Source organism: Pedobacter sp. KACC 23697 (genome assembly GCF_045348445.1).
Taxonomy (GTDB): domain Bacteria; phylum Bacteroidota; class Bacteroidia; order Sphingobacteriales; family Sphingobacteriaceae; genus Pedobacter.
On the sequence record NZ_CP157485.1, the window covers coordinates 2287025 to 2313107 of the forward strand.

22 protein-coding genes are annotated in these 26083 nt (G+C 39.4%); 7 read left to right on the top strand and 15 right to left on the bottom strand.

Annotated features, from left to right (window positions below; genetic code table 11):
- Positions 1-34 precede the first annotated feature (34 nt).
- Positions 35-1282, bottom strand: coding sequence for a DUF4374 domain-containing protein (locus ABEG20_RS08990; RefSeq protein ID WP_406827035.1), 1248 nt, complete (start codon positions 1280-1282; stop codon positions 35-37).
- A gap of 32 nt (positions 1283-1314) precedes the next feature.
- Positions 1315-3672: a TonB-dependent receptor gene (locus ABEG20_RS08995; RefSeq protein ID WP_406827036.1), complete on the bottom strand. Its 2358-nt coding sequence runs from the start codon at positions 3670-3672 to the stop codon at positions 1315-1317.
- A 270-nt stretch (positions 3673-3942) separates the two neighbouring features.
- Between ABEG20_RS08995 and ABEG20_RS09000 the strand changes: the two genes are divergently transcribed.
- Complete coding sequence (locus ABEG20_RS09000) at positions 3943-4524, top strand: DUF4142 domain-containing protein (RefSeq protein WP_406827037.1); 582 nt, start codon at positions 3943-3945, stop codon at positions 4522-4524.
- Between the two features lie 440 nt (positions 4525-4964).
- On the opposite strand, the gene ABEG20_RS09005 is transcribed toward ABEG20_RS09000, so the two are convergent.
- Complete coding sequence (locus ABEG20_RS09005) at positions 4965-5642, bottom strand: competence protein (protein WP_406827038.1); 678 nt, start codon at positions 5640-5642, stop codon at positions 4965-4967.
- 173 nt (positions 5643-5815) lie between these two features.
- Between ABEG20_RS09005 and ABEG20_RS09010 the strand changes: the two genes are divergently transcribed.
- From ABEG20_RS09010 to ABEG20_RS09025, 4 genes are all read left to right on the top strand, one after another.
- A complete protein-coding gene (locus ABEG20_RS09010) occupies positions 5816-7018 on the top strand; it encodes a hypothetical protein (protein ID WP_406827039.1) in 1203 nt (400 codons plus the stop codon).
- A gap of 130 nt (positions 7019-7148) precedes the next feature.
- On the top strand, positions 7149-7367 hold the full coding sequence (locus ABEG20_RS09015) for a DUF6965 family protein (protein ID WP_406827040.1): 219 nt from the start codon (positions 7149-7151) through the stop codon (positions 7365-7367).
- 187 nt (positions 7368-7554) lie between these two features.
- Entirely contained in the window at positions 7555-9642 is a 2088-nt protein-coding gene (pta, locus tag ABEG20_RS09020; RefSeq protein ID WP_406827041.1) for a phosphate acetyltransferase, read from the top strand.
- 1 nt (position 9643) lies between these two features.
- On the top strand, positions 9644-10840 hold the full coding sequence (locus ABEG20_RS09025) for an acetate/propionate family kinase (protein WP_406827042.1): 1197 nt from the start codon (positions 9644-9646) through the stop codon (positions 10838-10840).
- Between the two features lie 56 nt (positions 10841-10896).
- On the opposite strand, the gene ABEG20_RS09030 is transcribed toward ABEG20_RS09025, so the two are convergent.
- Both ABEG20_RS09030 and ABEG20_RS09035 read right to left on the bottom strand, forming a co-directional pair.
- Positions 10897-11280, bottom strand: a complete 384-nt coding sequence (locus ABEG20_RS09030) for a VOC family protein (RefSeq protein ID WP_406827043.1) — start codon at positions 11278-11280, stop codon at positions 10897-10899.
- 108 nt (positions 11281-11388) lie between these two features.
- Positions 11389-11868 carry a DinB family protein gene (locus ABEG20_RS09035; protein WP_406827044.1) on the bottom strand — a complete coding sequence of 160 codons (480 nt, stop codon included), beginning with the start codon at positions 11866-11868 and terminating at the stop codon, positions 11389-11391.
- 109 nt (positions 11869-11977) lie between these two features.
- On the opposite strand from ABEG20_RS09035, the gene ABEG20_RS09040 reads away from it, so the two are divergent.
- Positions 11978-13051, top strand: coding sequence for an aminotransferase class V-fold PLP-dependent enzyme (locus ABEG20_RS09040; protein ID WP_406827045.1), 1074 nt, complete (start codon positions 11978-11980; stop codon positions 13049-13051).
- Here ABEG20_RS09040 and ABEG20_RS09045 read toward each other — a convergent pair.
- From ABEG20_RS09045 to ABEG20_RS09065, 5 genes are read right to left on the bottom strand one after another with little or no spacing between them, the layout of a single operon-like run.
- Complete coding sequence (locus ABEG20_RS09045; RefSeq protein ID WP_406827046.1) at positions 13048-14022, bottom strand: L-histidine N(alpha)-methyltransferase; 975 nt, start codon at positions 14020-14022, stop codon at positions 13048-13050. The two genes, ABEG20_RS09040 and ABEG20_RS09045, sit on opposite strands and share 4 nt — an antisense overlap.
- A gap of 7 nt (positions 14023-14029) precedes the next feature.
- On the bottom strand, positions 14030-15178 hold the full coding sequence (egtB, locus tag ABEG20_RS09050) for an ergothioneine biosynthesis protein EgtB (protein ID WP_406827047.1): 1149 nt from the start codon (positions 15176-15178) through the stop codon (positions 14030-14032).
- On the bottom strand, positions 15178-16749 hold the full coding sequence (locus tag ABEG20_RS09055) for an ABC transporter permease/substrate-binding protein (protein WP_406827048.1): 1572 nt from the start codon (positions 16747-16749) through the stop codon (positions 15178-15180). Before ABEG20_RS09055 ends, egtB begins: the two co-directional genes overlap by 1 nt.
- Positions 16742-17701, bottom strand: coding sequence for an ABC transporter ATP-binding protein (locus ABEG20_RS09060; protein ID WP_406827049.1), 960 nt, complete (start codon positions 17699-17701; stop codon positions 16742-16744). The genes ABEG20_RS09055 and ABEG20_RS09060 overlap by 8 nt, the downstream gene beginning before the upstream one ends.
- Position 17702: 1 nt before the next feature.
- Complete coding sequence (locus ABEG20_RS09065) at positions 17703-19085, bottom strand: mercuric reductase (RefSeq protein WP_406827050.1); 1383 nt, start codon at positions 19083-19085, stop codon at positions 17703-17705.
- A 176-nt stretch (positions 19086-19261) separates the two neighbouring features.
- Between ABEG20_RS09065 and ABEG20_RS09070 the strand changes: the two genes are divergently transcribed.
- On the top strand, positions 19262-19396 hold the full coding sequence (locus tag ABEG20_RS09070) for a hypothetical protein (RefSeq protein WP_406827051.1): 135 nt from the start codon (positions 19262-19264) through the stop codon (positions 19394-19396).
- 399 nt (positions 19397-19795) lie between these two features.
- On the opposite strand, the gene ABEG20_RS09075 is transcribed toward ABEG20_RS09070, so the two are convergent.
- The 5 genes from ABEG20_RS09075 to pxpB are packed head-to-tail and all read right to left on the bottom strand — an operon-like array spanning position 19796 to position 26054.
- Positions 19796-22363: a M1 family aminopeptidase gene (locus ABEG20_RS09075; RefSeq protein WP_406827052.1), complete on the bottom strand. Its 2568-nt coding sequence runs from the start codon at positions 22361-22363 to the stop codon at positions 19796-19798.
- A 10-nt stretch (positions 22364-22373) separates the two neighbouring features.
- Positions 22374-23558 carry an NRAMP family divalent metal transporter gene (locus tag ABEG20_RS09080; protein WP_406827053.1) on the bottom strand — a complete coding sequence of 395 codons (1185 nt, stop codon included), beginning with the start codon at positions 23556-23558 and terminating at the stop codon, positions 22374-22376.
- Positions 23555-24316, bottom strand: coding sequence for a 5-oxoprolinase subunit PxpA (locus ABEG20_RS09085; protein ID WP_406827054.1), 762 nt, complete (start codon positions 24314-24316; stop codon positions 23555-23557). The genes ABEG20_RS09080 and ABEG20_RS09085 overlap by 4 nt, the downstream gene beginning before the upstream one ends.
- Positions 24313-25311 (bottom strand): biotin-dependent carboxyltransferase family protein, encoded by a 999-nt coding sequence (locus ABEG20_RS09090; RefSeq protein ID WP_406827055.1) that lies wholly within the window; start codon positions 25309-25311, stop codon positions 24313-24315. Before ABEG20_RS09090 ends, ABEG20_RS09085 begins: the two co-directional genes overlap by 4 nt.
- Positions 25308-26054, bottom strand: coding sequence for a 5-oxoprolinase subunit PxpB (gene pxpB, locus ABEG20_RS09095; protein ID WP_406827056.1), 747 nt, complete (start codon positions 26052-26054; stop codon positions 25308-25310). Before pxpB ends, ABEG20_RS09090 begins: the two co-directional genes overlap by 4 nt.
- Positions 26055-26083 lie beyond the last annotated feature (29 nt).

A 26083-nucleotide genomic window follows, 5' to 3' on the forward strand; every position in this document is an offset into this window, starting at 1 on the left:
CTGTTCTGTTTAGTTTTATAATTAATATCTGAGGCTATTTTAAATGTTGAACAGCAGTAATTACGCCGCCCTCTACTTTTAAGCCTCTTGTAGCCGTTGCGGTAGCAGCATCAATTTTGTACACGTAGCTTGTACCATCACTTAAGTTAAAGCCCATGTAAGCCAGTTTTCCATCTTTTGGCGTGTAGTTGTTCGTAGTAACACTAGAAATAGCACTTTCGGCAGGAAGTCCGCTAACCTTTTTAAAAGTTTTATCAACCACATTTAATACTCCAATGGTCTTACCCACTGTATAGGCACCTTTATTGGCTTTTAATACCGCATTTACGATAAAATTATTACCACCGATATAAATCCAATTGGTAATTGCATAACCACCAGATGCATACTCAAAATCAAGAAAATAAGTTAAGTCGAACTCGGTGGTACCGGCTTTAATTTTGGTAATGGCTGAAGGTTTTGTAGAGGTGATTTTAGAATCGGTCAGCACATCTGTGGTTTCAGTATTATCGTCAACAGCCACTGAAGTCGAAAATGCATAAACATCTCCGTTTTCAACTACGCCCAATCCATCTGTAAAATATCTTCCGATAAAACTCGTGCGGTCGTCTTTAATCACTTTCTCTAATTTCATCTCCGGATAAGAATATACAGCTATCCAGGCCGTGTTAGGGTATTTCGTCCAGAATCTGCTGCCGTAGATACAGAAAAATGGTGCATAAACTTTGTTTCCTACCTGTTTAATCCAGCTAAAGTGTGCAATTTCCCCGTTGTTTGCCGGAAGAGTGGCATCCAATGTCCCTTCGCCGGAGATTAAAAGGCTATTGGTATTTACTTTATACCAGTTTGCTGTTGGAGCGGCTAAATTTCTGGGGATTTTAACCAATAACAGATCATCGTTAACCGGCGCAAAAGCCTGAACGGTTTCTGTCTGAAAATTAGAAACCTTATTCAGTTTTCCAGCCAAAATGTTATAAGTAGTTACTGCCCCCGGATTTCCCTGTCCGTAAAGCATGCTGAAAAACTTATTGTTGTGCGTAACATAATAACGGTAAGTTCCGTCCTGCTCCACTCCGTTTCCGGCGGTAGAGATTGTACCTTTTTCCAGATCGCTAGCTGTAAGCAGGTAATCGGCAACGCCTGTAGAGGCAACTGGTGTAACCGCCAGGATAAAATTGCCCGGGTTTTCAGGAACATTTTCGCCTTCTTCTTTTTTTGAACAAGAGATAAGTACGGCAGCGAAAGCTAGAGCGATAAACGCTTTGGTAAAGTTTGTTTTCATATTACTTTTATTTATCTATTTAATTATTGATTTTAATTGATGAAATATCTCAGGTTGAGGTAGAACGCCCGACCGGGTTTTTGAAGGCTAAAATTGTCGAAGAGATCGGCATTGGTGATATTTTTGGCTTCTACCCCAATATTATAGCGGCCATGCTTTAAACTGTACACCAGGTTTAAATCGTGATTGAGTTGCCGGGGAATCACTTTTTTATCAGCAGTGGCTCCCTGACTTGGCCAATACAGCCAAAAAGCATGCACATATAATAAGTTATAACCAATTGACAGGTTATTGCCCTCATGGCCCACATCTTTCAACGAAACCGAAACATCTCCGTTTCCATACAAGTAAGGAATGTTTGGCATCTGATCCAGGTATACATTGCTTACATTGGTAAACTTTTGGCCTGTACCTGGATTAATTTCGTATTTCTGAAGGTTTTTAAGGTTCTGGTAAGTAACGGTGGTACCAGCACTTAACCAATTTTGATACAAATACCTGATTTCGGCATCACCACCTACTGTTCTTACCCCATCACGGTTATCGGCAACCAGTTTCGATTGATTTTGGTTCAATCTGTTATAGATAAAATTGGTTGCATTACGGTATATGCCATTAGCCGTAACGGAGAAGTTATGCTCCTTATTTATAGAAAAGGCGTAACTGATTCCTAAATTAAAATTATCGCTTTTTTCGGGTTTTAAACCCGGGTTGGCATCCTGGTTTTCTACATCGCCAAAAATCTCCTGAGCTTCGGGCATGCGATTGGTTAGTTCGTAAGAGGCTTTTAATTGCATGTTACGGTTAATAAAGTAGGTAACCGCAGTACCATAGCCCAGCCTATCGATACTGTTTTTACCAGCATTGCTGCCGTTTCCGTTCACGTTGCCCTGATTGATATATTTACCAAAAATGGTTGCCCCCCATTTATCTTTTACATCAAAATTATAACCAAGCCCCAGCACATTCTTATTGGTTTTCTTTGGCCGCTCGTAATCTGCATTAGTTGGATTTAACTCATCACTGCCTTTTCGGTTAAAAGTGGTAAATACATTACTTAACGCTACGGATTGATTGTCGTCTATTTTGTAGTTTAACATCGTTGTTGCCAAACCGTTGTTGTTTTTGTATTTGTACAAACTCCGGGAGCGTTCGCCATTCGTTCCATTGGGTTTGCTGTTCCCATACCAGTCATACCGCACATTTAAAGTATCTATATTCTGCTCGTGCCCTAAATTGTAACTGGCGTTAATGGTTACATCCAAACCTTTGATCAGGTTTTCTTTCTTATATTTTAAGGTGGGCATTAAGATATTTCCCCTGCGGTGCCAGCCACCAAAAACAGAAACCATTCTGGCCCCAGTTTGTATTTCCTTATAATTCTGGCCAACAGTAATCCCAAACAATAATTTATCGGCATAGCTTTTACCCACCACACCCACATTTGCAATTAAAGTTTCGTTATGGTAAGTATCGTTAAACCTCCTTAAAGAGGCTATAGGTGCATAAGCTCCGGTATAAATATCTGAGGCTTCTACATTAACCTTATAATTGTTATCCGAATAATTCTGGAAGGCATTTAATTGAAATGTTAAACCGTTTGCTGAAGTAACTGCGGCATTAATTACGCTTCTATGCGTATTAAATGACCCAAAAGAATAAGAAACATCAGCATAGTTGCGGTAACGATCGCCGGTTACAATGTTAATGGCGCCACCTAAAGCATCAGAGCCCAACCACATGGGTACCACACCTTTATACACTTCTATTCTATCGGCTATATTAATGGGGATATTATTGATCTGGAATGATGATCCAAAATTATCCATTGGAATACCGTCGATAAAATACCTCACATGATGACCAGAAAAACCGTTCAGTGAAAGGTTGAAATTTGATCCAACCCCGCCCGATTCTCTTACCCGAATACCGGCAACGCGATCTAAAGCACCAGAAATATCAAGCGTGGTGTTATAAAGTTTTTTGGCATCAACAGCAGTCACGTTAAAAGCCTGCCGGTTCACTTCCTGACTGGTGGTTCTACCGATTACATTAACGGTTTCCATTTGCTCAGCAGATTCTGAGAGGCTGAAATTGAAATTCCCGGCCTGTCCATCTGCAAGCTTAATTTCCTTTTTCTGCGTTTTAAAACCAATTGCCGATACCTGTAAGGTGTAATTACCCAAAGGAATATTGGAGAGTTTAAAATTTCCGTTCTGATCTGTTAAGGTGCCGTAATTGGTTTTATGTAATTTAACGGTGGCACCGGGAAGGGGCTCACCACTGCTGGTTTTAATTTGCCCGGAAACGCTCAACGGTCGATTTTGGGCGGAAGTAAAAATTACACAGGCACATAGTATGCCCAATAGCAAAATTTTCTTAATTTGCATGACTTTTAATGGAGATTAAAGGTGAGCCGGATTTCCGGTTTTGCCACACGGGTCCGAACCGTGTGGCTTTCTTATCTTCGGCAAAAATAGAGCTTATTTAGATCAAGTCCAAATAAGAATACATATAATTTGTGCAGATATATCCCTCTTGGCTCATCAATAAGTATAGCTTTCTGAGCATCTGACTATTAGGTGAGTTTACCAATCTCGAAAAGCTTAAAACCCTTTCGTGCCAAAACGTGTTAAACATATACAACAAAAACAATGTATATGAAAAAGTTTATTTATGTAATGGCTGTTTCTGCCCTGGCCTTTCAGGCTTGTAATGGTGGGAATAAAGATGCCAAAGAAAGCGCCGATAGTTTAAACATGGCCAAAGACACCACCACCAATACCGCGGCTACAGGCGGAATTGCAGTAGACGAAGCAGATGCCAAATTTACCACTCAGGCAGCTGTTGGCGGCATGGCTGAGGTAGAATTGGGAAAAATGGCCCTCGACAAAAGCAGTAATGCGCAGGTTAAAGAATTTGCAACCATGATGGTTAAAGACCATGGTATGGCAAATGCGGAGTTGATGTCCATAGCAAAACAGAAAAACATTACGCTTCCAAGTACAGTAGACGATGAGCACAAGAAAAAAATGGAAGACCTGAGCAAAAAAACAGGTGCAGATTTTGATAAGGCTTATGTAAATGCCATGGTTGACGGGCACAAATCTACCTTAAAACTAATGGAAGATGAATCAAAGGATGGAAAAGATGCAGATCTTAAAGCTTTTGCGACGAAAACTGCACCAATTGTTCAGAGCCATCTGGAGATGATCAACAAAATTAAAGATAGCATGAAATAAAATGCCTATCGTTTTATCATTGGGAGAAGGAATATGCTTCCCTTTTCAGGAACCTTCTCTCCATGATGATTTCTTTTAAAAGTATTTTAAACGGGCTGAAAGTTTTGTAAAATGGTTATCTTCGACCGAAGCATAGCAATTGGAGAGATCCACGAAAGGTAGTAAATGATTTAATACCTACTACTTAATTCTTCCATTCATTTATAACTTTAGTTCAATCGTTCCTGTTTATTAAAATTATTAATAAGCCCATTTTTTAGGCTATTCCAATTTAAAGATTTCTCTACTTCTCAGCGTTTCGCCCGAAATGATGTTAACTCGATAGAATCCACTAAAAAGGCTAGTCATCTGCGAAGCAAAATAAAGCGACCTTTAAACCAGCATATTCATGAAGTCCTTTATCCGTGAAAAAAAAATTTCACCAATACATCTATGGATTTCTAAATCTCTGGCGGGGTATGCCAATCAACAAACGTTTTTCTGCTTATCATTTTTAGATAGGGATAATTTCCATTTATTTGTTTCCGCTGTTTCAGTTCATACAAAAAATGGCCGCCAAAATCAACAATAATCTTCGCAGTAGCAGCATACCATACGCTATGAGGCTGTTTCCAGCAAAAAGAATATAAGTTGGAGGTAAGTTTTATTCCTTTCAGTTCCGCATGGTAAAAGTTAAGTATTTTTGGATGAGGTATCCCCTGCATTACTTCTGCTTTTCTAACCATCGAAAGGTGATCGGAATGGCAGAACTCATATCCATCTAACTTTGGATCGTCTACGTCTGGCAGATGCTTCAATATTTTAAAGCCCTTAAATTTCTTACCGTTCAATACCCATATCAAATTTGGATAAAAAGCCTCCCTGCTATTCAGTTCAGCCAGTGTAATGGGTGAATTTTGAAATTCAATGGTATAACCGGATGGGGTAAATATATCTGCCCGGTGAAGATCGGAATTGGCAGCATCATAAAAGCCAACTTCTCTAAATGATGGCGGAAAAGCCAACTTCCAATCGCGATGCCACACTGTTTCTTTTCGGTAATATTCCTTTTTAGGTGATGGAATACCACGAAGCACCTTCTCAACAGGAATATCTGTTCTGATTTCAGCATTATCCATTCTCTTCACAAATCATAAAAATCAATTAGGGTAGCACAAAATTAAGCTAAAAATTTTAGCCATAAAATCAAATCCTAAAAAAAAAGGCAATATATTTAGGATGATGATCAAAAACTTTTTCACCCGAGCAACTTTTTCCAAAATTCTACGACTTTTATGTAAATAATATACAAATGAAAAAAATTAGCTGCTTCCTCTTCATAATCTTATCATTATGTGCTACTTACACCGATGCACAAACTTCAAAAAACATCTTTAGTGATGATTTAAAATTCTATAAAGATAGCCTTCCGGTTAAACACAAAAATCTTTTTGCAAAACTCTCTAAACCAGAATTTAATACAATGATAGCCCATCTCGAAGCGCAGACCGCTAATATCTCCGCTGAAAAATTTTATGTGGAAATCATGAAAATACAAGCCGCTATTGGTGATGAGCACAGTACAATAATCCCTCCGTATACCACTAAATACCCGATAAAATTTGAAAGATTTGATGATGGACTGGTCGTTACCTCAACAGATGAAGCAAATAAGCAGCTTTTACTTTCAAAGGTGATCCGAATTGGCGGCAAAACTTTATCAGAAGCAGAAAAAACCATTTCATCTGTAATTATCTCTGGCAATATTCCTTATTTTAATATCGCTGAAGCAAGTTATCTGGCTAGTCCCGGTTTGCTTTATGCACTAAATTTGAGCCCTAGCCTAAGTGATGTAAACCTCGAACTTTTAAATCCAAATGGTGAAATGTTAAAGGTGAAGTTAGCTGCCATACCAAAAAGCAGGAAAATAGATATGGTGTATGCGCCTGTATATGGCAACTTACTTGCCAATACCCACCAGGAAAATTACTGGTATACAATTGAAAATGGCAATTTGTATTTCAATTACAACAAATGCCGGGATGATCCGAAAAAGCCTTTTGATGCTTTTAATAATAACTTATTTAACGAAATTGAAAAACAAAAACCAAATCGCATCATTATCGACTTAAGGATGAATGGCGGTGGGAACAGTGCAATATTGGAACCCTTTATCGAAAAACTCAAAAACCATGATTTAAATAAAAGGGGAAAGATTTTCGTGTTAATTGGCCGGGCTACTTTTTCTTCTGCCATTATGAATGCCATCAAACTTAAAAAAGAAACAAAAGCCATTTTAATTGGGGAAACTACGGCAGGTACCATTAACCATTATGGAGAGGTACGCGCATTTAGTTTACCAAATACCAAATTACAGGTAAATTACTCTACACAGTACTGGGAAAATTGGAAAGGGCATGATGGGCCACTCGTACCCGAAGTTAAAATTCCAAAGAATCTATCAGATTTATTAAAGGGAAATGATAATGCACTAGACTATGCGATGAAAAACTAATGTAATAAAATCAGTAATCATCTTGAGTGTATTACACCAGTTAAATTTATTTAGATTGAACATGAGCGGGATACTCATTAACACTTCATTTTGTTTGGCCCAACTCATTACATAATGATAACTTTGCAACATGACCACCCAAGAAATACAGCAGTTAGAAGATTTTTTTGCCCAGGCCGGTAAACAGCAGGTTCCCATTTATCTAAATGAGGCAACCGTAATTACCGACTATGATCATTTTTTGGAAAGCCATCTGATGCCGCTAAAGCTCAACCCTGATGCAAAAGTGAATCTGCCCATTATACACAGGCTAAAAATGCTGAAGTTATTGATTGAATCAAATGTTTAGGACCTTAAATTAAGGTAAACACTAAATAGAATTGTCAATCCTCAGCCTGTCGAAGGATTTCCTATGGTCTGCACAATAGGCTAACGCATACCAAGCAGCAATAACTTCACCTACTTTAGTTTTTAAAATAAATATTTCCAACTATATTGGGCATCATTCGTTATTGATATGCATTTCCTCTTTTATTATGACTAAAAATATATTCATTGCTTCAGCCGAACCTTATACCGGCAAATCCGTAATTGCTTTCGGGATGATTAATATGTTGTTGGCAAAAACCCAAAAAGTGGGTTATTTTAAACCCATTATTGCACAAGACGATCCGAACAAAAAAGATGAGCATGTAGAAGCTATGCTAGATTATTTTTCGCTCCCTGTTAATTATGAGGATGCTTTTGCTTTTACCCGCCAGGAAATGCTCCACCAATCAGAAGATAGTGGCGGAATTATCAATACCATCATCAGTAAATATAAAAAATTAGAAGATAATTACGATTTCACCGTAATTGAAGGAAGCGATTTTTTGGGTGAAGGCACAGCATTCGAGTTCGAATCTAATGCACTGATGGCCAAAAACTTAGGTGCACCTGTTTTAATAGTCGTATCTGGAAAAAATAAAACGGCAAGTCAGCTTTTTAAATCAGCCATCAATATCTACCGCAATTTTTTGTTGCGCGATGTACAGGTTTTAGGTGTAGTGGCAAATATGGTAAATCCGGAAGAGGCAGACCGTATTAAACAAGCTTTAAGCAATCAGTTACCAGCTGAATTACTGATCGCCGTAATTCCGACTGAAACAGGTCTGCAAAGTCCAACCATGAAAGAAATTACCTTGGCGCTTGGTGGTGAGGTACTTTTTGGCACAGAACTGCTGGATAATCAGGTGGATAATTTTGTAACCGGTGCCATGATGTTACCTAATTTTTTAAGGCACATTAAAGATAACCTGCTTATTGTTACCCCGGGCGACCGTGGTGATATTATTATTGGCGCCCTTCAGGCCAATTTATCAGCCAATTATCCAAAGGTTGCAGGCATTGTTTTAACCGCCGGTAGTTTGCCGGATGAACCGATTATTAAACTGATTGAAGGCTTACAGACCATCATCCCCATTATAGCCGTACAAAAAGGAACTTTTGAAACCACAACTACTATTGGTGGGATCCACTCCAAAATTACTATCGAAAACAAGAAAAAAATTGCGTTGGCCATAGAACTTTTCGAAAAGTATGTAGATATTAAAGCACTTGATGATAAAATCATTACTTTCAGCTACCAGGGCATTACCCCACACATGTTTCAATATCAATTGGTTAAATGGGCAAAACGCGATAAAAAACATATCGTTTTACCAGAAGGTAATGATGAGCGCATTTTAAAGGCGGTAGAAAAACTCATTACCCAGGATATTGTAGACATTACGCTCCTGGGCGATCCCATCGAAATTACAAACAGTATAAAAAGGCTCGGGTTAAACCTGGATATCAATAGCTTAAAAATACATAACCCTGCCCATTCAGCACATTATAGCGACTATGTAAATACCTTACATGAACTGCGTAAAAACAAAAATGTAAACCTGGAAATGGCCAGAGACATGATGACCGACGTTTCTTATTTTGGAACCATGATGGTTTATAAAGGCGATGCAGATGGAATGGTTTCAGGCGCTGTGCATACCACTCAGCATACCATCAGGCCTGCTTTACAATTTGTTAAAACCAAGCCAGGTGTATCCGTCGTTTCTTCCATTTTCTTTATGTGCCTGCCAGAACGCGTGGCCATATTTGGCGATTGTGCAGTTAACCCCAATCCAACTGCCCAGCAATTGGCGGAGATAGCCATTTCCTCGGCAGAAAGCAGTGCAAAATTCGGTATTGAACCACGTATAGCCATGTTATCTTATTCGTCCGGCACATCAGGCGAAGGTGAAGATGTAGAACGCGTAAGAGCAGCCACCGCCATAGTTAAAGCAAGACATCCGGAATTGAAAATTGAAGGACCGATACAATATGATGCTGCTGTAGATCCCCTTGTGGGCAAACAAAAACTCCCCGGATCTGAAGTAGCGGGCAGAGCCAGTGTATTGATTTTCCCTGATTTAAATACCGGCAATAATACCTATAAAGCTGTACAACGCGAAACCGGCGCATTGGCTATTGGCCCAATGTTACAGGGCTTAAACAAACCTATAAACGATTTGAGTCGCGGTTGTACCGTTGATGATATTTTTAATACCGTTGTGATTACAGCAATCCAATGTCAAGACATTTAATATGAACATTTTAGTTATCAACTCTGGAAGTAGTTCCTTAAAATACCAGCTTTTTAAAATGCCGGAAAAAGCGCCTGTTTGCAGCGGGATGGCAGAACGCATTGGCATTGAGGGCTCTTTTACAAAACATACGGTTTATCGCAATGGCGAAAAATTCAGTATGGAAGAGCCTGGTTTTATAGCCAACCATGGTGAAGCATTAAAAAAGGTTTTGGCCTTATTAACGCAGGGAGCCTACGCAGTAATTGCAAGTCCTGATGATATTGCAGCTGTTGGCCACCGCGTAGTGCATGGCGGTGAACATTTTTCAGGCCCTACCATCATTACAGACAAGGTAAAACAACAGATCAAAAAGCTGTTTTCACTGGCCCCGTTGCATAATCCCGTAAATTATAAATGCATTGAAGTAGCCGAACAGACTTTTATAAATGCCAGACAAATTGCTGTTTTTGACACGGCTTTTCATCAAACTATACCAGAACAGGCTTATCGTTATGCCATTCCAGAATCGTATTACAAAGAATATGGCATCAGGGTGTATGGATTTCATGGTACCAGCCATAAATATGTAAGCGAGCAGGCAATTAATTGGTTAGACCAAAAAGACAGCAAAATCATCAGCATTCACTTGGGTAACGGTTGCAGCATAACAGCTATCAAAAATGGTCAATCGATAGATACCAGTATGGGTTTTGGACCTTTAAGCGGGCTAATGATGGGCACACGTTCCGGAGATATCGATCCATCGGTTATTTTTCATTTAATGGAACATTCCGGATATACTTTGGCACAACTGAGTAATCTGGTTAACAAACAATCCGGGCTTTTGGGTGTAGGTGGCTCAAGTGATATGCGCGATATCAGAAAAATGGTAAACGAAGGCAACGCAGCGGCTCTTTTAGCCATTAAACTCTATGCTTACAGGATTAAGAAGTTTATAGGAGCCTATGCAGCTGTTTTGAATGGCATTGATGCCATTGTATTCACCGCTGGTGTTGGTGAAAACGACAGCAACATGCGTGAGGCCGTATGTTCGGAACTGGAATATTTAGGGATTGAATTAGATCCAACACTTAATACAGCGTACAATGGAGAATTAAAAGAGATTAACACAGCAGCTGCAAAGGTTAAAATATTGGTTATTCCAACTAATGAAGAGTACGAAATTGCGCATCAGTGCTTTGGACTATTGGGATAACACTTCCGAAGTTAGCAGGGCCGTTAGTCCATAGTGCAAACTTCGGAAGTTTGGGCCTATTCTGCCTCCAAAACAGATAAAATATTGCCTGAAGGATCTCTAAACCAGGCAATATCCGGCCCACCGTTTCCACGCGAAATACCCTTTTGGTCTGTTTTGATTGATTCCTGATTGTACATCTCGAACTTTACCCCTTTTGCTATCAATTCATCAACAGCCTGATCAATATCTTCAACCGGAAAGTTAAGCACTGTAAAAGTTGCCGGAACATGATTAGGTTTTGGGTAAAGCAGTATATGTGATGACCCGGAAACCACCACTTCAATCACGCCCATTGGGTTATCTATAACTTCGAGGCCCAATATACCCTGGTAAAATTCTTTTGCCTGCTGTAAATCAGCTACAGAAAACGAGCTGAATGCTTTTGAGTTTTTTAACATAGCTTAATTTTTTAATTCTTTTTTTTGGAAGAACAGACAATTAATTTGGCGATCGACCTGGCCATAATTAACTACTTTGATGGCAAAATACAAGCCTCAAGGCTAACCTTAAGTAACATTCCATGCACCAAGCAAACGCCTGATGACCACAATTTCGGCAATATGATAAGCATTGTGATCTGCAATCTGTAAAGCCTCAGTCAAAATACGCTGTCCATCGCCATGTGGTATGGCATCGTATAGGTTTGATGATTCCAAAAGCGCTATAAATGCCTGGAGATTATCGTCGATCTGCTTTAAAGTGTTATTCCAGGTTTCTTCGTTTTTTGGAGCCATTTCTTTAGGCCAATATTCATCGGGCCATTTTGGCGATTGGTGGGCTCCGTCTTTACTAAATTCCAGCATATCCCATTGGGCGATTTTAATATGTTCTACTAATTGCCAGATGCTATAAGGCAAATGATAAGGCTTTTCGCCCAGGAGCCTAAAAGGTAGATTGGCAACAGCATCCTTAAACCCTACATGCGCGCCACCCCCGTTTAAAAGCTTTTTTAATTCATTAACCAATATTGCGGTTTCACTTTCCATAATATATCCGTATTTATAAAACAACAATCCTGATTCTCATAGGTTTGTATAAAAATTAATTTTGCTGGGCAGCACTTATTTTTAATGCACAATTCTTTTAATTTTGAGCATGAATCTATCTTTCCCTATCCTCAAAGAATATACCTATCTTAACACAGCCAATTCGGGCATTTTATCAACTAGTTTAGCTGAATGGCGGTCCCGGCATGATGAAGCGTTCATGACTGGTGGAAGCGTTTTCAAAATGGAAAGTATGTCCCTTATTACTGACCTTAGAAATAACATCGCCAAACATTTTGGATCAAAGCCTGAAAACACTTATCTCGTTCAGAATTTTTCGGTAGGCTTCAATATTTTATTGAACGGATTAGATAGAAATCATCGTTTTTTACTCTTAGAGGAAGAATATCCCTCGGTAAGTTACCCCATAATGAGCATGGGTTTTGCTTATTATAGTGTGCCAATTGATGAAAAACTGGAGGAAAACATCATTAATGCCATAGAAGAATTTAAACCTACCATACTGGCATTTAGCATGGTACAGTACATCAGTGGCTTCAGAATGGATGATGATTTTATCCGGAAGCTAAAAACAACCTACCCTAACCTATTATTGGTTGGTGATGGCACTCAGTTTTTAGGTACCACAGTCTTTAATTTTGAAAAATCGGGCTTAGATGCATTAATTGGCAGTGGATACAAATGGCTTTTGGCCGGATATGGAAATGGTTATGTAATGTTATCCGATCAGATAAAAGATGCGATTTACGCAAAAAACAAATTGGCTAGCCTCCCAGTGGCGCCATTTTTAAAAGGAAAACACCATTTATCCATGTGTTTCGAACCCGGGCACCTGGATACTTTAAACTTTGGCACCTTAAACGAAAGTTTAAATGACCTGGCGACAATGGGATTTGATTATATTGAAAAAACCACACAAACGCTCAGTAATCAGGCCAGGTTGGCCTTAAATGCGAGGGGATTAGTACCCGATTGGATGCTCAATAGGAAGTATCAATCCACCATTATGAGTATGCCGCTAGATGAAAAAACAGCAGATAAACTGGCTGCTGCAAAAATTCTCGGTTCACCCAGGGGTGCTGGTACCAGGATATCCTTCCATTTTTATAATACGGATGAAGATTTAAACCGGCTGCTTGAAATTTTAGACGGGAAGAACTAATCTACCCGCCAAATGGCATCTACAAAATATTTATTGTGATCAAAAAAACGTTGAAGCGGTTTAAAGCCGGTTTTCGAGGCCAATTGATCAACATCACCTAAGGAATATTTTTGTGAGATTTCCATAAAAATATACTCATTCTCGGCAAAATGAATAACATGATGCCCAATATTTACTGTCTGTTTTTTTAAACTGATGAGGTAACTTTTACAGGCGCCTGATGCCGGATCATAACTGGCATAATGTTCAAATTGATCAGCATTAAAATCACCATCAAGTTCTTTATTGATGCGGTGAAGCAGATTGAGATTGAAAGATCTGGTAATTCCACCTTTATCATTATAGGCAGCCAGAATCTGTTGCGGATTTTTTTTAAGATCAAAGCCAATAATGAGTAAATCGTTTGGAGATAGTAGCTGCTTTAGCGAAATACAGAAAATTTCCGCATCAGCAACGGTCATGTTACCAATATTTGCCCCCATAAATAGCACTACTTTTCTACGGTCAGATAGTTCAGCAGCCTTTTTCAGCATGTCAAAATAATCGCCATTTAAGCCTGTAATATCCAATGCAGGAAGTTTTTTAGGCAGATTTTCTTCCAGATCCAAAATAACATGTTCCGAAATATCAATAGGAAAATAGCTGAATTCCATTTGAGCATCCAGCAGGGATTTTAACAAATGGACAGACTTAGTGGCATCGCCTGCACCCAATTCGATCAGATCGAAAGCTGTTCCATGTGCAGATATAGCTTCAGAAAGTTGTGCAGATTGATTTTGGAGGATTTCCATCTCTGCATTGGTTAGATAATACTCTTCCATTTCCATAATCTGCTGAAATATGCGGTCTCCGGTAGCATCATAAAAATACTTGGAAAGCATAAATTTAGGTTCAGATTGTAGTCCTGTTAAGGTTTCCTGAAGAAACTGTGTTTTGTTGTCGGTTGGTATTTCAATGGTAGTGGTGTTCATACTGATTTTATTTTACCAGGCGTATGCCCGTATATTGCCATCTTAAATGTGGATGAAAGAAGTTTCGATAAGTAATACGTGAATGATTTTGAGGTGTAGCGATGGAAGCCCCGCGAAGTACTTTTTGATTGACCATAAATTTGCCGTTGTATTCGCCTATTGCGCCTGGCGCCTTACTAAAACCAGGATATGGGAGATATGCACTTTCAGTCCACTCCCACCTTTCGCCCCAATTAAAGTTTTTTGCGGCTGCTTCCCATTCAAATTCAGTAGGCAAACGCATGCCTTTCCAACTGGCATAGGCATAAGTTTCATAATAACTCACATGACTTACCGGCGCATTGGGATCAATAGGCAAAAGTCCGCCTAAAGTATAATTAAACCATTCGCCATCTATTAAATGCCAATACATGGGTGAATTGATTTGGTTGTTTTTTACCCAGTCCCAACCCTCGGCATGCCAAAAATTAAAATTTTCGTATCCACCGGCATGGATAAATGCTAAAAATTCAGCATTGCTGACCAGTGTTTTACTGATAGAAAAATCGTGCAAGTAAACCTGATGCCTGTTCAATTCATTGTCAAAGCTAAATCCGGTCCCTTCGTAACCAACTTCATAGATTCCAGCCGGAACATCGGTCCAACCGGATTCATTGTCAAATGCCAAAACTTCTTTTTTGTCTTTAGCATAAACCGGAAATAATGGATTATTGCCTAAAATATACTTAATATCGGTTAACAACAATTCCTGATGCTGCTGCTCGTGGTTAAAGCCCAAAACCAATAATTCCTTAATTTCAGCATTTAGCGCTGTACTTAAAAAACTTACCATCGCCTCATCTACGTAAGCACGGTACTGATAAATTTCATTCACGCCCGGGCGGCTTAAATTGCCCCGATCGGTACGGATTACACGACTGCCTACGGTTTCGTAATAACTATTGAACACGAAATTAAAATCATCGTTATATACCTGATAGTTTGCCGAATATGGTTTTAATATAAAGGTTTCAAAAAACCAGGTGGTATGCCCTAAATGCCATTTAGGCGGACTTACATCTACAACAGGCTGCACCACATAATCTTCAGTTTGTAAAGGTTCACAAACCTGTTCGGAATATTTCCTAATCTGCAGGTATTCTTCTACTAGTGTCATTAATTTTTATCAAGATAGTTTTTAAGGTCTGTGATGCTATTAACATTCAGTTCTTTTGATTGTTTTTGCCGCATCATTAAAGCATATGAATTATTAAAACCGATGGGCTTGAGCCATTTGATTTTAAACTTTTTCTCAAATTCGGTGCTTACGTAGTTATAGGTCTTTTCTTTATCGTATGCCATTTCCTTTACAATTTTTGGATCTGGCTGTAACAACACCAACAGACCTGTTCCGGTATATTCGGGATAAAAGTCGATCTGATCATTCATAAGCGCATCAAAACAGATTTTGGTTCCGCCCAAACCGGTTTTGGTGGCTACAGCATAATTAGTATTTCCCTTAATGAGCATGCTGTATATTTCTGCAAGAATATATTGTTCACCAAAAATCTTCGAACCGATCCGTACAGTGCCCTGATGTCCGTTTTTAGGCGCTTTGTACAAGCCATTGCTGATCAGGAAATCCTTCGCTACCCGTTCCGGCTGTTGATGAAGATAATCAGTTCTATAGTTCAGATCGGTCATGATCGAATCTGTAATTTTACCGGAGAGCAGGTTCAAAGTTTTCTCGAGTTCGGGAAATTGATTTAAAGCTTCATTGCGAACAATTGGTGCAGCATAATAGGGCGGAAAAATGTTTTTATCATCTTTTAAGATTTTCAGGTCGAAAGCTTTTAAACGGCCGTCAGTAGAATAACCGCTGATGACATCCAATTCTTTCGCAAAAGCGGCTTTATACATCACCGCATCGCTGATCACAATAGTATGGATCTTTAAACCATAAATTGATTTCAATCCAAGATCGCCGTCCTGCCTGCCCATAAATTCGGGTGTAAATCCTGCCGTTAAAGTTGAGCCATATGCTGAAGGTAAAGCATAAAATCCGCCCATGATTAAAATCACGACAGGAAAAACATATAAAGCTTTCCTTAACCTTTTGACATCCATTTTTTGAACAAGCGAAAGTAAAGCATCAAGTATAATCGCCAATAAGGCGGCCGGAATAGCCCCAGCCAAAATCATATTGGTATTATTGAGCGAAATACCACCAAAAATAAATTCACCCAAGCCTCCTGCAGCTATAAATGAAGCCAAGGTGGCCACACCTACATTAATTACAGTAGCAGTCCGGATCCCCGCCAAAATAATAGGCATGGCGAGGGGCAATTCTACTTTTAACAAAATCTGGCTTTTACTCATTCCCATAGCCCTTGCAGCCTCTTTAACATGTAAATCGATGCCGATAATACCGGTGTAAGTATTGCGGATAATGGGCAGCAATGCATAAATCAGCAGTGCAACAATGGCCGGTTTGGCACCAATACCCAAAACAGGAATCATAAAACCCAATAAGGCAATACTTGGGATCGTTTGTAATACCCCGGCAACCCCTAAAACCATCCCTGAAAGTCTCCGCTTTCTGGCAATCAGTATGCCTAAAGGTAAACCAATAGCAATAGCAAGAATTAAAGAAATAAAGGTTAAACCTACGTGCTGCAAGGTTTGGCTGAACAATTTATCAGACTGCCCGGACATAAATTGCCATAAGGTCTGCTGTTGCTCATTCATGCAGTTGTAAGTTTTGGTATTGGTTAAATCCTTTGGTTAATTGCTCAAAATCGATGGATTTGATGGTTTTGTCCGCACCTGCCACGTACAGTTCAGAATTTCCCTTATTCCGCAATAGTTCCATGGCTTCCCATATGCTTAAATCTGCCGTTACACTTCCATGATGATGAACTGTTTCTTCAGGTAAATAAGTCCAGATGTCCTGTATATTAATTACTTTAAATTCTAGCGCGAGCTTCTGCCCGGCAAGAAAACGCATTGCAAAATCGTTTGTCGGCCGGTACAATAATTCTTTAGGTGTACCGATCTGAACCACCGCTCCCTTATCCATTAAACAAATCCGGTCTCCCAACTCAAAAGCTTCCAAAACATCATGTGTCACCATCACAACCGTTTTCCGCTTCAACTCTTCCAAAGCCTTAAATTCTTTTTGAATACTGGTGCGGGTAACGTTATCTAACGCTCCAAATGGCTCATCCATTAACAATACGGAAGGATCGGTAATTAACGCACGGGCCAGGCCTACACGTTGCTGCTGTCCGCCACTTAACTCATGCGGATACATCGTCAGGGTACTTTCCGGCAGATGAAGTTTTTGGATCAGTTCCTGTGTACGGCTTATAATTTTTGCCTTATCCCATTTCAACAGCTTTGGAACGAGTGCAATGTTCTCGGCAATGGTATAATGTGGAAAAAGGCCGATATTCTGCATCACGTAACCTATTCCCGTACGTAACACATCGGGATCCTGATCAATGATGTTTTCATTATTAATCAAAATCTGCCCTGCATCAGGTTCGATTAAACGGTTGATCATTTTCAAGGTAGTGGTTTTACCACAGCCACTGGTACCCAACAAGACCAGTGTTTCCTCCCTGGCTACATTAAAAGAGACTTGTTTTACCGCCTGGGTATTTCCAAATTTCTTACTTATCTCTTTTAATTCGATCATCTTATTTATCGAGTTTCATAAACAGGTTATTCAGCGATTCGGTATAGGTAGGATGAGCAAAAACGCAATACCTGATCCTATCGTAAGTGATACCGCCTTCCATGGCCATTTGGAGCACAGACATAATCTCCCCGCCTTCTGAAGCCAAAATAGCTGCTCCCAAAATCTTTTTTTTATCCGGATCTACAATCGCCTTCATCAACCCTAAAGTTTCGTTGGTTTCAATCCCACGTGCCACCTGCGACATTGGAATCATGGCCACTTCATAGTTTAATTTCTTTTCCTTTGCTTCTTTTTCTGAAATACCAATCCTACCCAATTGCGGGTCGGTAAACATACAATATGGCACAGGGCGGTCTTGAATGGTATATTTCGTTCCTTCAATCAGGTTGCGGTAAACAATGGTATAATCGTTATAGGCAATGTGTGTAAAGGCAGGCCCTCCTTTTACATCGCCCAATGCATAAATGCCTTTTATGTTGGTTTCCAGTTTTTCATTCACCATTATATGGCCTTTATCATCTAATTTAACCCCACAATTTTCGAGTCCCAAATCAGCAGTTTGTGGTATGCGCCCGGCTGCAATGAGCACATGACTTGCCGTGATGTTCTTTTTAGTTTTACCTGAAAGAAGTGAAATCTGCAGGTGTTTATTATCCTGAATGATTTTGTCAACTTTCGTATCTGTAAGGATTGCTATCTTTTCATCGGTTAAGATTTCAGTTAGCGCTGACGAAACATCTTCGTCTTCTTTTGCCAATATACTTGAAGATTTTTCCAGGATGGTGACTTTACTACCAAAGCGATTAAACATCTGTCCAAACTCCAGTCCAATGTAATTCCCACCGATCACTACCAAATGCTCTGGAACCGTGTCTATATCCAAAATTGTTGTTGAAGTAAGATAATCAATTTGGTCCAATCCTGCTATATCAGGTATAGCTGTTTTTGCGCCGGTATTGATAAAAATTAAATCAGCAGTTACTTTTTCTTCACCACCTTCGTTAAGGGCAATGGTCAATTCTTTTTCAGCGCTGAATTTTGCCGATCCGAAAATGAGCCTAAGCCCTTTCGTTTCGTCAATTCCTTTTTCTGATGATGCCCTGAACTGCGCTACAATATCATCTTTGCGCTGTTTTATCTTCTTAAAGTTAATTTTAACTGTTCCGATCTCAACACCTAATGCTGAAGCTTTTTTAGCCTGATATATGGCTTTTGCTGAAGCAATCATGGCTTTTGTTGGCGTACAGCCATCATTGATACAAGTACCACCAACTAATCTTTTTTCAATTAGAGCTGTTTTCTTACCAGCCTCAGCGAGTTTTTTAGCCAATGGTGTACCTGCCTGCCCCGCTCCGATAATTATCGCGTCGTAGTGTTTCATTAAAAGGATTTGTTTTGTTGTAATAATAACCCGAATAAGCAGGTCAATGTTTGACCACAAACGATTTATTCTTTTATTGGAATATTTATGTTTAAATAAAAAAGTTACAAACCATATTCAAAAATCTGCGTTAAAGATTTGTAGACATTAAATTGACAAACGTAAATCCCCAACTCATGCAAACTCAAACAGCAGAAAACACGAACCTTACCGTTTTTATCCAGGATGATACTTCTATTGAAGATAAAAGAGAAATGGTTTTAACCAGTTTATTGGATGATTTGAACAGCCAGACTGAATCTTTTAATTAAGTTAGAAATAGCACCGGATGCTGTAGTTCTGACTTTAAGTTTAGCCCAAATACCTATAAGCATTTAGGTACTTTGACAATCAATGTTAAAAAGTTAAATCAAGCGGTTTTATTAAGATAAACATCTCTATTCCAGGGTGTTTCAGTAAAGATGACGGGAATCTATGATTTAATCTATAAAAGCGAATATCAAAGACAAGAAGAAAAAAAAGGAAGATTTGGAAATATTAATTTCGGCGAATTAATTAAATAATGAAAAATCAAATTGAATAAAAAAGATTTTTAACGACAGAATTGAAATTAAAATAACCGTTCAAAAAGAAAAGGAGCAAACAAATTAATGCTTACCCTTTTCAAATCCAAATTAACGCCCGCTCGACAAAAACATCAATTCTTTGAGTTAGTGCATGATTTGCCGTGCCCTCCTCAGATTATCTGTAGTCTGCAAAATCTTATCTTTTAGTTTTGGATTATAATCAGGATGGGATTTTAAAAAATCCTGTACGACCTCATCTGCCTCTTTATTATTATAAGTAGAAAAAGTAGCGGCCAACCACGATTGAGGAAAAAATATATCTCCTGTTTTCTGAATTTCTGCGAGTAAATCCAAACTTTCTTTCAGATAACCGATAGATGTTTGTTGCCTGATGGGATGATGCAGATAAGACAAGGCGGTAGTTACCCAGGCTTCTTTCTGGCGATTTTTCCGGTCCTTTAAACCACTAAAAAAGAGATTTCTTTCTTTAACATCTAAAGATAATGCAGGCATTAAATAAATCAGCCTGTTTTTGCGGTCTTCATTTTTAGTGCGGGCTAACTGGTCTTTTAAAATTGTATTTGCGGTATCCGTTTTAAGGGCCAGCGTTAAGGCAAGCGCACTATAATCATCTTCTAATAGTTTAACGCCATCTGGTGCTGTTTGCCTGAACCAGATATCGTACATTCTTTTTCCAGCCCCGGCACTCATGTACACATTTTGATAAGCATTGAACAAAATTTTCCTGTTGTTTGGCATCTGCTGTTGCTCCATTGCGCTCCATATGGTTTTCTCCATATTTTCATGCATACGATTCCGTACTTCGCCATGAAGAAAAGTCCAGTAAATATTTGTGAGGTATCCGGTAATCAGCCTCAGGTTCATTTCATTTTTCTCTACGGCTAATCCCTGCAAAAACACGCTCAAAAGTTCAGCTGGTTTATTGACTTTGCCCGAAAGCATATTTTCATAAGCATTAATATAGGCCGATGCACGTTCCAAAGGATCATTGATATGATAAAGATTAGCCATCATTTCTTCTTCAACCGGGAAAAGACCATATCCGGCACCATTTGCATTAAATAAGATATACAATGGTTTGGGTAAACCCTTTGCCTCTGCTAAATCTGTCATAGCTGTTTTGGCATTTACCACCAAAATCTTACTATGGGTTGGATAAACCAGCTTTACGGTAAAAGATTGTGGCCATACCCTGGGCTGCCCCATCTCACTGTTTTGGCTTAAACTAAAGTGGCTTATTTTATCTTTATTATATTCAATGTTGTAATTAAAAACTGGTCTTCCAGGTTCATTTACCCAAACTTTGTTCCAGCTAAAGAGATCGCTTTTACTGTATTTACTTAAAATGGCAATCAGATCGTTCCAGTTAGCATTGCCATAGCTGTATTTTTTTAAATACTCCCTTATGCCCTGTTGAAAATGATCTTTGCCCATCAATAATTCCAACTGACGCATCATAATCGGGGCTTTATGATAAATGATATTTCCATACATTGACCCGGCTTCTTGTAAGTTATCCAATTGCTGGCGAATAGGATTAGCGCCCGGGGTCCTGTCTACTCCATAAGCTGCCGGGTAATGATCTTGCAAAAATTTAAGGTCGAAAGTGTTTTTACCCATTAATTTTTCGGTCACTTTATCGGCCATAAAATTGGCAAAAACCTCTTTCATCCAAACATCGTTGAACCATTTCATGGTCACCAGATCGCCAAACCACATATGTGCTGTTTCATGCGAAATGAGATTAGAACGGGAAATAAACTGATCTTTAGTTGCACCCTGATCTAAAAACAGTGATGATGCCTTATACTGCACCTCACCAGGATGCTCCATTCCGCCAAACTGAAAATCGGGGATGCTCACAAAACCAATTTTTTGAAATGGATATTTGATTGCTGTCCAGTCTTCTAAAAAATCGATGGCATCACGGTGAGCTACAAAAACAGAATCTACACTAAATCGAATCTTTGCCGAATCGGTTTCGCGGTGCAAAAATTCCATGTGGTTATTTTTCATTTTCCGATTGATCAGGGTATATTTTCCCGCGGTAAAGGAGAATAAATAAGTAGGCAATTTATCCGAACGGTTAAAATGATAAGTAATCGCATTATTCTGTATTACCGAATCCTTTTTAGCAGCATTAGCCATTACCTTCCAATTAGTTGGGACGGTTAATGAAAGTAAAAAATTAGCCTTCAAATCGGGTTGATCAAAACAAGGGAATACTGTTCTGGCATGGTCGGGAACAAAAAGGGCATATAAAAAGTCTTTATTTCTGTTCAAAGATTCGTCTCCAGCGACGAATTTAGTTTCAATGTGGTTATTGCCAATCTTTAAATACTCCTGCTTGATTAAGATATGTTCTGCCCTAAAATCGATCGGTATTGATTTTCCATTAACGGATACCCGTTTGATATGATCTGCATTTTGCTTGAAGTCAACCTGCAGATAAATTACTTTATTTAATTTAAAATCAATGCTTTCTGATGATTCAATTGGCGCTGTTTGCTCATCTGGTATATTAAAGTGAAGTTTGTATTCAATATTACTTATGGCAGCACTCCTGGCATTCGCCAATGCCATTGAAACCCCTGGCGCTACAGCTGCCTTTTTTGAATGCTGCTGCTGCTGCGCGAAACAGGTTATACCCAGTAATTGTAAAAAGCAAAAGTATTTGACAATTGTATTCATTTAATAAAATTTATTCTCCGTTTATCATTTGTATAATGGTGCCGTAACTCATCCAGACCATGATTAATACCACAGCCAGACCTGTTAAGGTTAACCATAAAGGTTGTTTGTAATTTGCGATGATTTTGGTTTTATAAGCTGCAATAAGCATAATCCCCAAGGCAATGGGCAAAATAAAACCATTTATGGCTCCTACGGTAAGCAGTGTTTTAACGGGTTTACCAATAAGGAGAAAAACAACACAGGAGATTGATATAAAGATGATGATAATCTCTCTGTTAAACTTTAATATCAGGGGGTGAAAACTCTTTACAAAAGAGATGGAGGTGTATGCAGAACCCACTACAGAAGAAATTCCCGCAGCCCAAATCACTACACCGAAAATTTTATAGCCTATTTCGCCACTGGCCAATTTAAAAACCGAAGCAGCCGGATTGGCCGGATCTAAAGTAAAACCTTTACTTACTACCCCTAATGCCGCTATAAATAACAATAAGCGCATAATCGATGCAAGTCCGATGGCACTTAATGCACCTTTATTTACCGCACCTAAATTTTGTATCCCCGTTTGTCTGGCATCCAATAAACGATGAGCACCTGAAAAAGTTATATAACCACCTACAGTTCCACCAACTATGGTTAATACTGCAGTAAAACTAAACTGTGTAGGATTTACTGCCCTTAATGCTGCTTCTGCCAGCGGTGGTGAACTTGTATAAGCTATAATTAGTGCGAGCACAATTTTGATCAGCCCCATGGTTTTGGCAAAAACATCCATGGCTTTGCCAGCTTCCCTGTAAATAAAGATCCCTATGGCCATAATCGCGCTGATTACTGCACCCTGTCCAACACTAATGCCAAATAATACATTTAACCCCAGGCCAGCGCCGGCAATATTACCAATATTAAAGGCCAGGCCACCTAAAAAAACCAAAAAAGAAATAAAATAGCCCAGGCCGGGGAATACTTTATTGGCGATATCCTGCGCCGGTTTATCGGCTACGGCAATAATCCGCCAGATGTTTAACTGTGCAATGGCATCTAACAGGATGGATAACAAGATGACGAATGCAAAACTTGCGCCCAGTTGCTGGGTAAAAACAGCTGTTTGTGTTAAAAACCCAGGACCAATGGCTGATGAAGCCATTAAAAAAGCTGCTCCTAAAAGTACGCTCCAATTGTATTTTGACTTCATCTTATTGGGGCTTTAATGATGATACCTTCTTTTTTAAGTCTTTCGGCTATTAACTTGGCAAACTCAACAGCATGTTCACCATCGCCATGCAAACAAACTGTTTCTGCCTTAACTGCAATATGATTTCCGCTTACGCTTTTTACTTCCTGCTTTAAAGCAAATCCCAATACCTGATTAACAGCATCCTCTTCATTGGTAATCAATGCATGATCTACTGAACGCGGAGTGAGCAAACCGTCATCCTGATAGCTCCGATCGGCAAAAACTTCTGATGCGGTTGCCATGCCATATTTTTCAGCTTCAGTGATCATCCTGCTTCCTGCTAAGGCATATAAGATTAAGCCCGGATCGAAATCAAAAACAGCCTGCACAATCGCTTTTGCCAAAGCAGTATCCTTTGCAGCCATATTATATAATGCGCCGTGTGCCTTAACATGATGTAACTTACTGCCGGCAGCCTGTACAAAACCGCTTAACGCACCAATTTGGTACAAGGTAAGCTGATAGGCTTCATTTGGACTAATCTTCATTTCTCTACGGCCAAAACCCTGCAAATCCGGCAAACCCGGATGCGCACCTATGGCTACATTTTTTTTTATAGCTAAAGTTACAGTTTGCTGCATTACAGCCGGATCGCCTGCATGAAAACCGCAGGCTATATTAGCCGATGAAATATAATCCATCAGTTTTTCATCATTTGGCATAGCATAATTTCCAAATGCTTCTCCCATATCACAATTAAGATCGATCATTTTCATGTCTCCGTATATTTAAGGTTTATTGCCTTGGTAATCAACAACAAATCATGTTCACGTTCAAGATAAAGTTCTTCGGCCTCATCTCTTGAGATTTCAGTAAACTCAATACGATCGCCGGGCTTAAGCTGCGCACATAAAGGTAAATCAACTGCTGCAACATGAGCAATACGCGGGTAACCACCTGTTGTCTGGCAGTCGGCCATGAGTATAACCAAATCGCCGCTCCCCGTTACCTGGATAGTTCCTGGTGTTACAGCTGTACTGAGTAATTCTTTATCAACTTTCTTTACCAACCGTTTTCCGGATAAATGATAACCCATACGGTTACTCCTTCTATCAATAGTATAGGCATTGGTTAAAAAAGAAATAATGGATGTTGCATCGAACCAACAGATCTCATTGGCCAGAACAACCCTAATCTTTCGCCTATTCTCTGGCAGTAAACTATCGCGCGAAATGCGCCAGTTTGAACAGGTTAACGATCGTTCGGTCAATTGATTCAAAATTTTATTTGACACGTCGTTAAAGATGGTTCCGTTCACCAGCAGATCTGCTTTTTGCAATGTCCTTCCCTTAAAGCCTCCAAAACCAGCGGTTAGGTAAGTGCTTTTGCTTTCCATTACATCTGGCACCTCCCATCCACCGGCAACAGCCAAATAGGTTCGCAATCCAATAGGGTTATGGATCATCTTGATCACAGAACCTGCCGAAAAAAACAGCGGTTTGTCTGCAGGCATTATTTCATCATTATAAACCAAGCAAGCACCATCGCCAGAATAAGCAATCAGAATTGGCGTTTCAGCTTTAAATGAAGCATCAGCATAAGTAAACTCAATGGTAGCATGGTTATCCCCATTGCCAACAGCCATATTGGCTAACCGGTGAGCCAATTCATCCATTGCACCCGAAACGGGTACAGCTTGCGAAAGATACCGGTATCTTCCCATATCCTGAACGGTGCTCAATAAGCCAGGTTTAATGATGCTGATTTTCATATTCCTATTTCAACGTAAGCATTAAACTCATCCTGATCAATGGCTTTAAAAGTAACCCGATCTCCACCCTTTAAAAGGGATGGCTGTGTACGGTTTACATCAAACATATTTAAAGGTGTTCTGCCGATAATCTGCCATCCGCCGGGTGTTTCCATGGGATAAATACCAGTCTGATTACCTGCAATGCCAACAGATCCGGCAGGAATTTTGGCAGTGGGAACCGCTTTTCTAGGTGTAGATAACCTGTTATCCATCCCACCCATATAAGCAAAACCGGGCACAAATCCAATCATAAAGATGGTATAATGCCCGGCTGTATGGATAGCAGTCACCTCATCTTCAGTAAGGTTATTGGCACGGGAAACGGTTAAAAGATCAGGCCCAAAATCATCTCCATAACATACCGGAATAACCAGATGATCAGCTATTACCCCAGATTTTTCTATTTCTATCCTCGCAATTTTATTTAAATGCACCGATACCTTTTCAAAGCAAACCTCACCGGGAAGATCTGATAACATTACAGTTAAGGGATTGTAAAAAACAGTTAAGGTGGTATAAGCCGGAACTGTGGTCATGAGGCCAGGAAAAGGGTTTTCCAAAAGCAACTGATTAAAATCGGTAATCAAATCCAACAAATCATGATCGATTGTTGTACCAAATGTTATGGTAACCGATTTTTCGCTCAACCCGTAAATTTTTAATGGAATGTTTTTCCCTAAATATCTTCCCTGCTTATTCATACAAAACGGCAAGACTTATCTATAACTAC

Excerpts from the sequence above, each read along its gene's own strand:
- ABEG20_RS09015 (WP_406827040.1), top strand. The coding sequence starts at position 7,149 with ATGACCACCCAAGAAATACAGCAGTTAGAAGATTTTTTTGCCCAGGCC.
- ABEG20_RS09025 (WP_406827042.1), top strand. The coding sequence starts at position 9,644 with ATGAACATTTTAGTTATCAACTCTGGAAGTAGTTCCTTAAAATACCAG.
- ABEG20_RS09010 (WP_406827039.1), top strand. The coding sequence starts at position 5,816 with ATGAAAAAAATTAGCTGCTTCCTCTTCATAATCTTATCATTATGTGCT.
- ABEG20_RS09045 (WP_406827046.1), bottom strand. The coding sequence starts at position 14,022 with ATGAACACCACTACCATTGAAATACCAACCGACAACAAAACACAGTTT.
- egtB (WP_406827047.1), bottom strand. The coding sequence starts at position 15,178 with ATGACACTAGTAGAAGAATACCTGCAGATTAGGAAATATTCCGAACAG.
- ABEG20_RS09040 (WP_406827045.1), top strand. The coding sequence starts at position 11,978 with ATGAATCTATCTTTCCCTATCCTCAAAGAATATACCTATCTTAACACA.
- ABEG20_RS09030 (WP_406827043.1), bottom strand. The coding sequence starts at position 11,280 with ATGTTAAAAAACTCAAAAGCATTCAGCTCGTTTTCTGTAGCTGATTTA.
- ABEG20_RS09005 (WP_406827038.1), bottom strand. The coding sequence starts at position 5,642 with ATGGATAATGCTGAAATCAGAACAGATATTCCTGTTGAGAAGGTGCTT.
- ABEG20_RS09085 (WP_406827054.1), bottom strand. The coding sequence starts at position 24,316 with ATGAAAATGATCGATCTTAATTGTGATATGGGAGAAGCATTTGGAAAT.
- pxpB (WP_406827056.1), bottom strand. The coding sequence starts at position 26,054 with ATGAATAAGCAGGGAAGATATTTAGGGAAAAACATTCCATTAAAAATT.
- ABEG20_RS09035 (WP_406827044.1), bottom strand. The coding sequence starts at position 11,868 with ATGGAAAGTGAAACCGCAATATTGGTTAATGAATTAAAAAAGCTTTTA.
- pta (WP_406827041.1), top strand. The coding sequence starts at position 7,555 with ATGACTAAAAATATATTCATTGCTTCAGCCGAACCTTATACCGGCAAA.
- ABEG20_RS09080 (WP_406827053.1), bottom strand. The coding sequence starts at position 23,558 with ATGAAGTCAAAATACAATTGGAGCGTACTTTTAGGAGCAGCTTTTTTA.
- ABEG20_RS08995 (WP_406827036.1), bottom strand. The coding sequence starts at position 3,672 with ATGCAAATTAAGAAAATTTTGCTATTGGGCATACTATGTGCCTGTGTA.
- ABEG20_RS09070 (WP_406827051.1), top strand. The coding sequence starts at position 19,262 with ATGCAAACTCAAACAGCAGAAAACACGAACCTTACCGTTTTTATCCAG.
- ABEG20_RS09055 (WP_406827048.1), bottom strand. The coding sequence starts at position 16,749 with ATGAATGAGCAACAGCAGACCTTATGGCAATTTATGTCCGGGCAGTCT.
- ABEG20_RS09065 (WP_406827050.1), bottom strand. The coding sequence starts at position 19,085 with ATGAAACACTACGACGCGATAATTATCGGAGCGGGGCAGGCAGGTACA.
- ABEG20_RS09075 (WP_406827052.1), bottom strand. The coding sequence starts at position 22,363 with ATGAATACAATTGTCAAATACTTTTGCTTTTTACAATTACTGGGTATA.
- ABEG20_RS09000 (WP_406827037.1), top strand. The coding sequence starts at position 3,943 with ATGAAAAAGTTTATTTATGTAATGGCTGTTTCTGCCCTGGCCTTTCAG.
- ABEG20_RS09060 (WP_406827049.1), bottom strand. The coding sequence starts at position 17,701 with ATGATCGAATTAAAAGAGATAAGTAAGAAATTTGGAAATACCCAGGCG.
- ABEG20_RS09090 (WP_406827055.1), bottom strand. The coding sequence starts at position 25,311 with ATGAAAATCAGCATCATTAAACCTGGCTTATTGAGCACCGTTCAGGAT.
- ABEG20_RS08990 (WP_406827035.1), bottom strand. The coding sequence starts at position 1,282 with ATGAAAACAAACTTTACCAAAGCGTTTATCGCTCTAGCTTTCGCTGCC.